Raw genomic sequence first — 11,082 nt, 5'->3', positions numbered from 1 at the left:
TCCCTGCAATCTCAAATGCCGCCGCAACCGGAAAACTGACTCCTGCTCAATCGCTTAGAGCCTTGTTCACGGACGACACAGTAGCCGACGCTAGTCGGATCAATGGCTTACGTCGGCCGCAAAACGGCTGATGCTGGACCGCAATGCCGTTTGACTCGTCGGGCAAAACAGGAGCATGCTGCTAGCATTCCGAAAATCCCACGAACTCTGCTGTCATTCCCCGCGCAGGCGGGGAATCCAGTACGCCGCGGCGTCTCGGCTCAAGCGATGGAATCCATGTGGACCGAAAGTCCGGGTTACTTCTGATCGACGTTGCTGGTCCCCGAACCTGGCGTACCGATCGGCAAGCCGTTCGCCGCATGACCGACGCCAACGCCCGGCGCACTGACGGCTCCTGGAGTTTGATCTTGCGGAAGTGTCTTGATCCCCGTCCTTGCTTGCTCAGCGGGGCTCATCTGGTCCCTGTTATCGCTGTTGGCACCATTGGTCGCCGTGATGCCGGACCTGTCGCTCCCGTTTGGCGTGCCGATCTGTGTCGATCCGGTCGCGGTGCTGCCCGCGCCCGAGCTGCCCGGTGCGGCCGGTGTGCTCGCGGTGTTGCCGTTCTGCGTCGGGGGCTGAACGTTCGGGTTGGTTGGAGAGTTATTGGTGTGAGCGCCGGTTGAGGTTGCGTTTGTGCCCATGCCGGATGGGGCCGAGGGACCTCCATTGGCGGCGCCAGACGTGCCAGTGCCTGCACCTGAGCTCGCGGATGATCCGGACGCGCCGCCGCTCGCGGCCGCGCCACCCGCGCCACCACCACCTCCGCCGCCTTGTGCGAGGACCGGTGCGGCAACAGCGAAGGACAGTGCGGCTGTAAGAAGAAGCGATTTTCGATTCATGACCTTCTCCGGTGTAAAGAAGGTCAACTACGCCGAAATGGCGATTGTTCCTTTCAGTTCGGTCATTCAGGTGACCGCTCCCGGATTTCCGAGAGAGGCTGTTTCATATGGCGCGTCAGGCAGCCTTTTCCTTGAGTTCGAAGTCCATGGTCCAAGTCGATTTTCCCGGCCGCGTGCGGAATATCCATGTCGTCACGCTCGAACCGGGCGGGATGACGATGCTGTCCCCTTCGTGCATCGTGAACTGCCGGATGTTGCTTTCGGTCGCCCAGATCGAATGAGAATAAACATCCTTGTCGCTGGTCTTTGTGCAGCTCAGAACTCCTCCGTTCATAACGGCGCGGGTGGCGGTCTGGCTGACGGACGAGTCCATGTGGATGGTAGTCATCGTGGCAATCTCCAAAAGAATGAAAAAAAACGCCAGATGCTCCCTTGGGTTGTCGTGACGTGTCAAGCATGCCGCAAAACGCTCGCACCACTCCTCTTGTGCTGCATCCACTCCCTTCAGGGCAGCTAGCTAGAGCAGCCCGTGCCGTTCTCTTGAACCGGCGGACAGGGAACGGTGCCGAAGGAACAGAACACGCAGCAGTCGCCGGGGAGCGGCTTCAGACGCTCGCCGCAGCGTTTGCAGTCATAAAAGAACTGGCAAGCGTCGGTCGGCATGACCTCGGCAGCAGCGTGACCGCACTTGGGACACGTGATCGTGGAGTTCAGGATCATTTACCAGGCGCGTGGCAGACACCGAGCAAGGATTGCCGGCGAGCCTTCTTCTGATCGGTCACCAGTTTTATCTTCTCTCTCAAAACGAGGATTTCGGAATATTCCTTTTGGATCTCTCGGGGGCTGCGAAGTGCTTCAAGCTGCCGGGCGGTCAGTTTTAATATCGCGGCAATATGCGTACTCTGGATGTGGTGCATGGGATCAAATCCCTTCGTCGGGGCAGCGCTTGGAGAGGCTTTAGGGGGAAGCCCACCATCCGTCGGGGAATGGCTCCAGCAAAGTCTGGTCGACTTGGTTGTCGTTGTCAGGGGGGCTGATAGCTCCTGCATTCCAGCTTGGTGGCGCGCGACGACGGAGGCGGACAGACAGGGCGCCTGGTTCACGACTTCGAAGGCGGCGCGAAGCAGGATGTGTCAAGCGTAATGGAGGCACAGCGCGGGCGCTTCGCTCTGCTTCTTCGACCAGACCTCGAAGATATTCCAATTCTGAGAGCTGAGAAGTGAGTTCGCTAAGTTGTTGGACATAAAGGATTGCGCGAGAGCTTCGCATGGATGTTCTCCCCAGCACAAAAAGAACTATCGGGAAAAAATGGCAATCTACCATAGGTAAACATCGGATTTCAATACGTCAGGCTCACTGCTTCAGGGTCGCGGCTTCGGCCAGCGCGTCCATGACGCGCTGAAGAAGATGCGGCCAGGCGGAAGGCAATTGAGACAGCAAAAGGAACCCCAGCTTCAGGGCGGTGAAGCTGGGGCTGTTGAGCTGCCTTGGCGAAGCAGCTGCCCCCTTGGGGAGGGGCACGGGAAAACTTGGCAATCGGCAAGTCGTTCCTAGCCGAACAAAAATGAGCCCCAGCTCCGGGGGCAATGGGAAGAGCTGGGGCCCGACTGGACTGCATTACCGATATAAGAATGGCGTCGGAAAAATTGGTGACCGGCGAGCCGTTTCAACTGTGGTGCCGCCGAAAAATGTTTAGCGGCCTCTGTCGTCCTTGCCGTTGGGGCTGCCATCGCCGCCGCCGTTACCCCAGCCATTGTTGCCGTGGTGGTGATGGACCGCGCTCGCACCCGATTTAGCAATTGCATCGGACGTGAGGGAGGTGGAGAGCAGCAGCGTTATAGTTGGAGGTGTCACGGCTGCGAACTTTCCGCAGGTCTTTAGAAATTCGCGGCGGTCGTCCTGGTCAGGCATGGGTTCTCTCCGGGGCTGGCGGAAAGATTAAATACGTTAAATCAAGTTTAACTATGTTAATAGGCTCGGTCACGAAGTGCGGCCATAAGTTGCGGCACCAGCTGTTCGCTCTTCGCTACTCCCTCAGGGATACCGGCGCGCTCCCTTCAAGAGATCGAAATGAAGCTTGGCCAACGGGTTGGCCGCTGGAGTGCGTGCTGGCCTGCCCGGCCTTCTTGCGGCGGGCGGATCGGGTTCTGATCTCGTAGCTACTTCAGGGATGCCGGGCCGGCCGTTTGCCTCGCTTCACCGCAGTCTCATCTCCCACATCCACCCCCGCATTTCGCAATAACACCGCCGCCGCCTCCTTCGCGGCACGCGCCATTGCGGGGTCGTCGCGGACGAGGTCCTGTGCGATGGAGCCGTCGACCAGCAGCACGAGCTGCGTTGCGAGCGCCTCTGCATTCGTAACGCCGAGCTCGTTGAGGCGGTCGCGAAACCAGATGCGGCGGCTTTCCTTGAAGGCGATGGCGATCTTCTTCACGGCACGATCCGCCGGGCCAAGCTCGGCGACTGCATTCACGAATGGGCAGCCGCGAAAGTCCTTTGCGGCGAAGCGGCGCTGCAGCGAATCGAAGGTGGCGAGGATCTGCTCGGCCGGAGGCTTGTCCGAGGGGCGGGGCTGCACGAAGCGGCGCTCCAGATAGGCCGCGATCAGCGCGTCCTTGGAGGGGAAGTGGTTGTAGAGCGTGCGCTTGGAGATGCCGATCTCGGCCGCGATGGTGTCGACGCCGATGGCGCGAATGCCTTGCAGATAGAACAGCTTGTCGGCGGTCTCGAGGATCCGCTCTTTCATCGTCTGTGGGGCGGGCGGGGGAGCCATGCGGCGGTGAATGTCCTGTTCGCTTGACAGTGCACGCTATCCATAGCCTAAGTACACAGGTCTGTGTAACCAAAATCAACCGATATTGCAGACGACGGCGCTCGCGCCGCGCCGATGAGGGAGACGAAAATGCCCCTGTTGCAGGTCCTGCGCCCGACATTGCCCATCCTGATCGGCGCCTCGATCATGCTGACGCTGAGCATGGGGCTGCGGCAGAGCCTCGGCATCTTCATGCAGCCGCTGACCCACGACATCCATCTGTCGATCTCCGACTTCACGCTGGCGCTGGCCGTGCAAAACCTCGCCTGGGGCTTTCTCCAGCCGCTCGCCGGCGCGATGACCACGCGCTACGGCTTCCGTCCGATCATGATCGCGGGCTCGTTCATGTACATCGCGGGCCTGGTGCTGATGGCAACCGCGAACGGCCTCGTCGCCATCATGATCGGCGCCGGCGTGCTGATCGGCACCTCGCTCGCCTGCACCGCGGCTGCGATCGCGATGTCGGTGGCGGCGCGCGCGGTGCCCGCAACGGTGCGTTCCACCGTGCTCGGCATCGTCTCGGGCGCGGGCTCGCTCGGCGCGTTGCTATCGGCGCCGATCGGGCAGATGCTCAACGAGGGATTCGGGTGGCGCGTCGGGCTCGCCGGCTTCGTGGTGATGTCGGTGCTGATGATCCCGGCGGCCTGGTATGCCGGGCGCGTCGACGCGGTCCCGCTGCCGAAGCCCGCGACTGACGAGATCGTCGATGCCACGGCGTTGATTGCAGCGAAGACCGCTTTCGGCAACGCGTCCTTCGTGGTGATGAGCTGCGCCTATCTCGTCTGCGGCATGCAGCTCGTGTTCCTCACCACGCACTTGCCGTCCTATCTCGCGATCTGCGGCCTCGATCCGATGCTGAGCGCGCAGACGCTGGGCATGATCGGCGGCTTCAACGTGCTTGGCTCGCTGTTCTTCGGCTGGGCCGGCCAGCGCTGGAACAAGCTCGCACTGCTCGGCGGCATCTACGTCTTCCGCTCACTCGCGCTCGCCTGGTACTTTACGCTGCCGGCCACGCCTGCCTCGACCCTGCTGTTCGGCGCGATCATGGGCTTCCTGTGGATGGGTGTCGGCCCGCTGGTGGCGGGCGCGGTCGCCGAGATGTTCGGCCTGCGCTGGCAGGCGATGATCCAGGGCCTCGCCTTCATGAGCCACCAGATCGGCAGCTTTCTCGGCGCGTATGGGGGAGGGGTGCTCTACGATGCGCTCGGCTCGTATACGATGGCCTGGCGCATCGGCGTCGCGCTGGGGTTGGCCGGCGGCATCATCCAGATCGCGTTTGCGCTGATCCGGCCGTCGCAGCCGCCGGCGCCGGTGTTGCGGACGGCGTAGGGGGGCCGCGTCTTCAATTGAGCGCGTCGTAAACGATGCCCAGGATGACGCTGTAAGTCACGAGCATCGCCAGCGAGAACAGTGCTGGCGAAATGCCAAGCCCAGCCTGCACTCCGAAAAATCCTAGCCCGATCATGGGAAAGAACACCAACCCCATGGTCGCCCATCCGAGCACGCCGTATGCCATTCCTTTGATCGCTCCGATATTGCCTGGCAGCCATCGATAGAGCTGTCCAAAGGCGAGACTGACGAAGGTTGAGCCATTCAGGAATGAAAGTAGCCACGGCACCACTGGATGGATTGCCGTGCCGGTCACATGGCTCAGCGTCGTTTGGAGGCTTTCATAGGGCTGGAATGATGGAAGCAGTCCAGCCCAAAACTTGAAGTACATCAGCAGCGAATGCGCGATGCTTCCGCACAATCCTGCAACAACTGCCTTCCAAATCATGTTGCCTGAAGGCATGCCAAGTCGTCCATTCTCGGAAGTGGCTTTCCAACATGGGCGCGCGGTCGCTGCCACACGTTGCAATCAGGGGCTCAATTCGGTTGAGGGCGTCAATCTCGTCTCGGCTAGTACGGTAGGTGTATGTCGGTTCCCGACGACGACGATCGGAACGGCAATGAAGCCGCTAATCAGAAGCAGCCAATCCTGCCGAACGTCCAGGAAGATAGCTGCGCTCCCGCCGATGATTGACCAGATGAAGGGGATCACCAGGAGCCAGTAGGACAAGCGGTCGGTCGTCATAAGTAAAAGACCGAAGGTGAAGATGGTAACAGGGCAAGGAGCTACACCGAACATCGGTAACGTCGGCCAAGAATGCCCCGCTGCAATTCCGATCATCGGATAGATGAGAGATGCGTAGAGAACAAACCCCGCGCCGATCACCGCTCGAAGCCCGAAAGTCATCGCGAAACGAAGGCCGCCGCGGACGACACCCGTGTAGAGCAGTGCCACGCCCTCTATGACGAACAAGGCGCCAAAGGCGAACGCGGCCTTGTTTATCGAGGAGAAGAAGACGCCGTGATAGAAAATGCCAGTGCTCAGCCACATCAATCCGAGGACGGCTGAGACAACGCGATCAGAGGCACGGCCTTTCCAGAGAACGGCGGCGACGGCGATGGCGCCAAGCGCATAAGCAAAAATTTGCGCGGGCCAGATTGCCGTATTGTAGGCCGCGAAGACGCTGAGGAACTGCTCAAGGGTGAAGGGAAGCATGGTGCGCTCGTGCCCGATCGTTTGAGCGTAGAGGACTGCGTTGCTTCGCTGCTTGACGAGGATCAACGTCCCTCGGGGGCAACTCGTGGCCGAGGGGCGACATGGAGGCTGTCCGTCGCAGCCGCCGCGCTGCTTGGCGGCATCTACGTCCTGCGCTTGCTGGCGCTGGCCTGGTACTTCATGCTGCCGGCGACGCCTGCCTCGACCCTGCTGTTCGGCGCCATCATGGGCTTTCTGTGGATGGGCGCCGGCCCGTTGGTCGCGGGTGCCGTCGCCGAAATGTTCGGCCTGCGTTGGCAGGCGATGATCCAGGGCTTCGCCTTCATGAGCCACCGGATCGGCAGCTTCCTCGGGGCGTACGGCGGAGGGGTGCGTCTACGACGCGCTCGGCTCGTATACGATGGCCTGGCGCATCGGCGTCGCGCTGGGATTGGCCGGTGGCATCGTGCAGGTGGCGTTCGCGCTGATCCGTCCGTCGCTGCCGCCGGCGCCGGTGTTGCGGACGGCGTAGGGGGAGGGGGAAGCGCACGGCTTAGCCTTCATCGCGGCATGCACTGCAGCGGGCATCCGACCACGGGAGACCGCCCACTACTTAGTGAATTGTGTTCGCACTGTCTCACCCGTCAGGGGATCGAGCCAAACGGTGTAACAGCTCCAGCTATTGGCTCGGATTAGATCACCTTCAAGTTCTGCATCCACGAAGCAATCGCCTGCGTCCTTGGTTGGAAGGGTCGCCTTCCACCTCACTCGCTCGTCCGGTTCAATACAGACCAGATTTTGGTCTTGCTCAGACTTTCGGTTCCACGCGAAGACGATGACTCGGCCGACATCGTTGGGAAGACAAACGGACTTATGGATTCTTCTCATGTCGGCGAGGCCATCCCGGCTGGTGTTTTTTCATATCAGGACAAGCTTCGTGAAGCCATCCGATCTCAGTGGTGTCTCCTGTGCGTCTAGAAGACACGGCAGCTTCAGGAGCCCGCCTAGCCCAGCTCTCGTGCCCGGACACAGCGCAGCGTCACTTCGAAGGTGCGCTGCAGAACCGGGGCCCATGTCGCTGCATCGTGCTGTGTTGCTTTCTGGGTCCCGGCTCTGCGCAGCAGCGTTTCACGCTGCAGCGCGTCCGGGACATGAGAGCGAACTTGCGAAGGCGCAACCCCGGGCCAATGCCGAGCGGTGCCAGTGTTGCGGACGGCATAGCGGAGCGGGTGCTCACGAGCATCCGCGGCCTCTTCAGACCCATGGCGGTCAGACGAAGTCGGGGATAAAACAGCGTTCAAACTGGACCTAAGACCCATGGCTTTTTGGATACGGTTGGGTTGGTGATCGCCTATCTTCTCGGCTCGGTCCCCACGGGCTATCTGGCGGGGAAACTGCTCAGGGGTATCGACATCCGAAGGCATGGCTCCAGGTCCACCGGGGCAACGAATGTCTTGCGCACTCTCGGCAAATGGCCTGCCTTGTTCGTGCTCGTCGGCGATGTGCTGAAGGGCGTGGGTGCCATTATCGTCGCGCGTTCGTTCTGTCCTTGGCTGTACGCGGAATTATCCCCGCCGGCGACAGCGTCTGATCTGCAGGTCTGGGTGCCATGGGCTGTTTTGTCTGGCTGGAATTGCCGTGCTGTTGGGACATAGCCGATCGATCTGGCTGAACTTCACGGGCGGCAAGTCGGCCGCGGCCGGGCTCGGTGTGTTGCTGGCGATGTCGTGGCCCGTGGGATTGGGGGCTGCAGCCGCCTTTGGCTTCGTGCTGGCTATGACCCGGATCGTTTCCTTGAACTCGATGCTCGCGGCGTTGACGGCAATTGTTCTTGTCTGCGCGGTCGAGCACCCATTGCCGTATCGGTTGCTGGTGATCGGAGGCGGCCTCTACGTGATCATCCGCCATCGTGCCAACATCCAAAGGCTTTTGGCGGGAACGGAGCCGCGTCTGGTTCGAAATGGCCAGGGTACGAAAGCGGAAGCGCAGGTTTAGCACAGGACTCATCGGCGGCCGCTTATTGAGGTGCCGCAACGCCCGGTCGTCGAACGGGCCTGAACGCTGTGCGGGTGACTTGCGCGTCGCAGCGCGCCCGGGACACCAGAGCGCACAAAACGGGGCCCACCGGGCCCCGTCGAAAGTCCGTAGTCTATCCCGCGATCCTGTTTGTCTTGGCTTCGCTGAATCCGACGTGCCCGCGCGCGACCAGCTGGCAGCATGGACTAACGCGTGCGTCCTGACCGCTTGAGATCGGCGACCTTGAACCTGTTGCCGGCCTGCAGGCTGCTGCAAAACCAGTGGGCTCTGTTTCGAAACTCGCCCAGGAACACCTTCGTCTCGACGCAATCCACGTAGGATTTATGGGTGATGGTGTCTCGGCACGTTGGCGAGAAAGGTCCATAGTTCACGTTACCGCCCGACTCGCTGCATCCAATCCAGGGCTCGTTGCCGTGCCGGAAGCTTGATGCACAGCCGCCGTTGCAGCTGCTGGCGACTTTCTCCAGGCTGGCAATCCTCCCCATCACAGAACCCGGCGCATAGGAAGGCGTGCGCGCGGTTGGCGTTCGAGCTGTTGATACAGTCCGACGCGGCGCAATTGTGTTTACTCCCCGCTCCGACAGATGCGGCCTTGCCACCTGTTTCGGCGCGTCGACCGTGACGGGGGGAATCGTGGCGGCGGAGCCGGTTGGGATTTGCGACGCTGCCGGCGCGCACAGCAAGACGGTCGACAAGGCAGCGACGGCTGAAGGCACGACAAGGCTTGATGAGAATCTCATGACCATGTCCTTCCAAAGCCGGGACGGACATTCCGCCCGGCAAGTGCACGGTAACATACATTTGGAGGCGGGCAACCGAGGGTTGATAGAATAACTGGCGATGACTCGCTGCGCCGAGCTCAGCTCTCGTGCCCCGGTCGCAGCGCAGCGTCACGTCCACGGGGCGCTGCTGCGCGTCCGGGACACGACAGAGGGGCCAAAATAAAACGGGGCCCGAAAGGGCCCCGCAAAAGTCTTCTACGTTCCGCGATCTTGCTTACTTGATCTTGGCTTCGCGGAATTCGACGTGCTTGCGCGCGACGGGATCGTACTTCTTCTTGACCAGCTTGTCGGTCATGGTGCGCGAATTCTTCTTGGCGACGTAGTAGAAGCCGGTGTCGGCCGAGGACACGAGCTTGACCTTGATGGTGACCGCTTTGGCCATGTTCAGTACCTCAGGAATGAAGGGAATCTGGAGCCGGCCAAATGGCCCGCGTTGGCCGGCAACCTAGCCAGAAACCGCCTGATGTCAAGATTTTAGGGCTCGAAAAGCACTCAAATCGGGCCAATCAGGCCTCGAAGAACCGGTTTTTCGGCCGCGGCAGGCCCAGATTCTCTCTCAAAGTGGGCCCTTCGTACTCTTTCCGGAAAATCCCGCGGCGCTGGAGCTCCGGGACCACCTTGTCGACGAAATCGTCGAGGCCGGCGGGCAGGAACGGAAAAATGATGTTGAAGCCGTCCGAGCCGCGCCCGACCAGCCATTCCTCCATCTGGTCGGCGATGGTTTTGGCCGTGCCGACGAAGGATAGCCCGCCATAGCCGCCGACGCGTTGGGCGAGCTGGCGCACCGTGAGCTTGTCGCGCGCGGCGAGATCGACCATTCGCTGGCGGCCGCTCTTGCTGGCGTTGGTCTCGGGAATTTCGGGAAGCGGTCCATCCGGATCGAAGCCGGAGGCATCCGTGCCGAGGACGACCGAGAGCGAGGCGATGGCGCTGTCGTAATGCACGCGGCTGTCGAGCAGCGCGCGCTTCTCCCTGGCCTCGTCGACGCTGTCGCCGACCACGACGAAGGCGCCGGGCAGGATCTTGAGGTGTTCGGGATCGCGGCCGACCTTCTCCATGCGGCCCTTGATGTCGGCATAGAGTTTCTGGCTGTCGGCAAGACTGCCGCCGCCGGTGAAGACGGCTTCAGCGGTCTCAGCGGCGAGCTGCCTGCCATCCTCGGAGGCGCCGGCCTGCACGATCACCGGCCAGCCCTGGACGGGGCGGGCGATGTTGAGGGGACCGCGCACTTTCAGATATTTGCCGTGATGGTCGAGCACATGCATCTTGGCGGGATCGACGAACACGCCGCTGTCGACATCGCGGACGAAGGCGTCGTCGGCAAAGGAATCCCACAGGCCGGTGACGACGTCGTAGAACTCGCGGGCGCGCTTGTAGCGCTCGGCGTGCTCCATGTGGTCGTCGAGGCCGAAATTCAGCGCCGCATCCGGGTTCGAGGTGGTGACGATGTTCCAGCCCGCACGCCCGCCGCTGAGATGGTCGAGCGAGGCGAAGCGCCGCGCGACGTGATAGGGCTCGTCGAACGTGGTCGAGCCCGTCGCGATCAGGCCGATCCGCTCGGTGACGGCGGAGAGCGCCGACAACAGCGTGAACGGTTCGAACGAGGTGACCGTGTGGCTGCGCTTCAGCGCATTGACCGGCATGTTCAGCACGGCGAGGTGATCGGCCATGAAGAAGGCGTCGAACTTGCCGGCCTCGAGCTTCTGGATCAGCGTCTTGATGTGGCCGAAGTTGAAATTGGCGTCCGGCCAGGCCCCGGGATAGCGCCAGGCGCCGGTGTGGATGCTGATCGGGCGCATGAACGCGCCAAGCTTGAGTTGCCGTTGTGCCATCGCCCGGTGTCCGTTCTTGGTGTCGTTCCGGAAGACATAGGCATGCCCAGGAACTCCGCCATCGGGGGAGGCGGGAAGATTATTTTGTTTTTCGATGCGCGCTCAGCACATTCGCGTCATTACGGGGGGCCGGGGGGGGGGGGGGGGGGCCCCCCGCCCCCCCCCCCCCGACACCGCCGGAGGTGGTTGTGGGGGAGTGGGAGCCCGAGGGGAC

General features: G+C 61.8%; 13 protein-coding genes and 2 pseudogenes. 4 read left to right on the top strand and 11 right to left on the bottom strand.

Going from position 1 to position 11,082, the window contains the following annotated elements:
* The first annotated feature begins 474 nt into the window (after nt 1-474).
* Nucleotides 475-621, top strand: coding sequence for a hypothetical protein (locus AC0L3K_RS37615; RefSeq protein ID WP_219684930.1), 147 nt, complete (start codon nt 475-477; stop codon nt 619-621).
* A gap of 375 nt (nt 622-996) precedes the next feature.
* On the opposite strand, the gene AC0L3K_RS37610 is transcribed toward AC0L3K_RS37615, so the two are convergent.
* The 5 genes from AC0L3K_RS37610 to AC0L3K_RS37590 form a co-directional block, all read right to left on the bottom strand.
* A complete protein-coding gene (locus AC0L3K_RS37610) occupies nt 997-1,269 on the bottom strand; it encodes a hypothetical protein (protein WP_219684931.1) in 273 nt (90 codons plus the stop codon).
* Between the two features lie 125 nt (nt 1,270-1,394).
* On the bottom strand, nt 1,395-1,601 hold the full coding sequence (locus AC0L3K_RS37605; protein WP_246649429.1) for a GDCCVxC domain-containing (seleno)protein: 207 nt from the start codon (nt 1,599-1,601) through the stop codon (nt 1,395-1,397).
* On the bottom strand, nt 1,598-1,798 hold the full coding sequence (locus AC0L3K_RS37600; RefSeq protein WP_007603283.1) for a hypothetical protein: 201 nt from the start codon (nt 1,796-1,798) through the stop codon (nt 1,598-1,600). Before AC0L3K_RS37600 ends, AC0L3K_RS37605 begins: the two co-directional genes overlap by 4 nt.
* A 775-nt stretch (nt 1,799-2,573) precedes the next feature.
* Nucleotides 2,574-2,792: a hypothetical protein gene (locus AC0L3K_RS37595; protein ID WP_007603284.1), complete on the bottom strand. Its 219-nt coding sequence runs from the start codon at nt 2,790-2,792 to the stop codon at nt 2,574-2,576.
* Nucleotides 2,793-3,045: 253 nt separating this feature from the next.
* The gene (locus AC0L3K_RS37590; RefSeq protein ID WP_219684932.1) at nt 3,046-3,654 is read right to left on the bottom strand and encodes a TetR/AcrR family transcriptional regulator; all 609 of its coding nucleotides are present in this window, start codon (nt 3,652-3,654) and stop codon (nt 3,046-3,048) included.
* 129 nt (nt 3,655-3,783) lie between these two features.
* Here AC0L3K_RS37590 and AC0L3K_RS37585 point away from each other — a divergent pair, with 129 nt between their 5' ends.
* A complete protein-coding gene (locus AC0L3K_RS37585) occupies nt 3,784-5,022 on the top strand; it encodes an MFS transporter (protein WP_219684933.1) in 1,239 nt (412 codons plus the stop codon).
* A 13-nt stretch (nt 5,023-5,035) separates the two neighbouring features.
* On the opposite strand, the gene AC0L3K_RS37580 is transcribed toward AC0L3K_RS37585, so the two are convergent.
* Both AC0L3K_RS37580 and AC0L3K_RS37575 read right to left on the bottom strand, forming a co-directional pair.
* Nucleotides 5,036-5,485: a DUF6789 family protein gene (locus tag AC0L3K_RS37580; protein WP_219684934.1), complete on the bottom strand. Its 450-nt coding sequence runs from the start codon at nt 5,483-5,485 to the stop codon at nt 5,036-5,038.
* 66 nt (nt 5,486-5,551) lie between these two features.
* Complete coding sequence (locus AC0L3K_RS37575; RefSeq protein WP_246649430.1) at nt 5,552-6,304, bottom strand: DUF6064 family protein; 753 nt, start codon at nt 6,302-6,304, stop codon at nt 5,552-5,554.
* Between the two features lie 60 nt (nt 6,305-6,364).
* Between AC0L3K_RS37575 and AC0L3K_RS37570 the strand changes: the two are divergent.
* Nucleotides 6,365-6,749 (top strand): annotated as a pseudogene (locus tag AC0L3K_RS37570) (MFS transporter); the annotation flags it as partial.
* 77 nt (nt 6,750-6,826) lie between these two features.
* Here the strand turns inward: AC0L3K_RS37570 and AC0L3K_RS37565 are convergent.
* Entirely contained in the window at nt 6,827-7,105 is a 279-nt protein-coding gene (locus AC0L3K_RS37565) for a DUF7957 family protein (RefSeq protein ID WP_473367965.1), read from the bottom strand.
* A 437-nt stretch (nt 7,106-7,542) separates the two neighbouring features.
* Between AC0L3K_RS37565 and plsY the strand changes: the two are divergent.
* Nucleotides 7,543-8,212, top strand: a pseudogene (plsY, locus tag AC0L3K_RS37560) (glycerol-3-phosphate 1-O-acyltransferase PlsY).
* A gap of 227 nt (nt 8,213-8,439) precedes the next feature.
* Here plsY and AC0L3K_RS37555 read toward each other — a convergent pair.
* From AC0L3K_RS37555 to AC0L3K_RS37545, 3 genes are all read right to left on the bottom strand, one after another.
* Nucleotides 8,440-8,994 carry a hypothetical protein gene (locus AC0L3K_RS37555; protein WP_219684936.1) on the bottom strand — a complete coding sequence of 185 codons (555 nt, stop codon included), beginning with the start codon at nt 8,992-8,994 and terminating at the stop codon, nt 8,440-8,442.
* Nucleotides 8,995-9,250: 256 nt separating this feature from the next.
* Nucleotides 9,251-9,418: a 50S ribosomal protein L33 gene (gene rpmG / locus AC0L3K_RS37550; protein ID WP_007603295.1), complete on the bottom strand. Its 168-nt coding sequence runs from the start codon at nt 9,416-9,418 to the stop codon at nt 9,251-9,253.
* A 124-nt stretch (nt 9,419-9,542) separates the two neighbouring features.
* Nucleotides 9,543-10,868, bottom strand: a complete 1,326-nt coding sequence (locus tag AC0L3K_RS37545) for an LLM class flavin-dependent oxidoreductase (RefSeq protein WP_219684937.1) — start codon at nt 10,866-10,868, stop codon at nt 9,543-9,545.
* Nucleotides 10,869-11,082: the final 214 nt, after the last annotated feature.

The organism is Bradyrhizobium sp. MI1.10 (genome assembly GCF_055811035.1).
Note: the sequence above shows the minus strand (reverse complement) of the source record. Positions and strands in the feature narration are given on the sequence as shown.

Coding starts and splice junctions, on each gene's coding strand:
- AC0L3K_RS37610 (WP_219684931.1), bottom strand. CDS start 1,269: ATGACTACCATCCACATGGACTCGTCCGTCAGCCAGACCGCCACCCGC.
- AC0L3K_RS37595 (WP_007603284.1), bottom strand. CDS start 2,792: ATGCCTGACCAGGACGACCGCCGCGAATTTCTAAAGACCTGCGGAAAG.
- AC0L3K_RS37565 (WP_473367965.1), bottom strand. CDS start 7,105: ATGAGAAGAATCCATAAGTCCGTTTGTCTTCCCAACGATGTCGGCCGA.
- AC0L3K_RS37555 (WP_219684936.1), bottom strand. CDS start 8,994: ATGAGATTCTCATCAAGCCTTGTCGTGCCTTCAGCCGTCGCTGCCTTG.
- AC0L3K_RS37585 (WP_219684933.1), top strand. CDS start 3,784: ATGCCCCTGTTGCAGGTCCTGCGCCCGACATTGCCCATCCTGATCGGC.
- AC0L3K_RS37580 (WP_219684934.1), bottom strand. CDS start 5,485: ATGCCTTCAGGCAACATGATTTGGAAGGCAGTTGTTGCAGGATTGTGC.
- rpmG (WP_007603295.1), bottom strand. CDS start 9,418: ATGGCCAAAGCGGTCACCATCAAGGTCAAGCTCGTGTCCTCGGCCGAC.
- AC0L3K_RS37600 (WP_007603283.1), bottom strand. CDS start 1,798: ATGCACCACATCCAGAGTACGCATATTGCCGCGATATTAAAACTGACC.
- AC0L3K_RS37590 (WP_219684932.1), bottom strand. CDS start 3,654: ATGGCTCCCCCGCCCGCCCCACAGACGATGAAAGAGCGGATCCTCGAG.
- AC0L3K_RS37605 (WP_246649429.1), bottom strand. CDS start 1,601: ATGATCCTGAACTCCACGATCACGTGTCCCAAGTGCGGTCACGCTGCT.
- AC0L3K_RS37545 (WP_219684937.1), bottom strand. CDS start 10,868: ATGGCACAACGGCAACTCAAGCTTGGCGCGTTCATGCGCCCGATCAGC.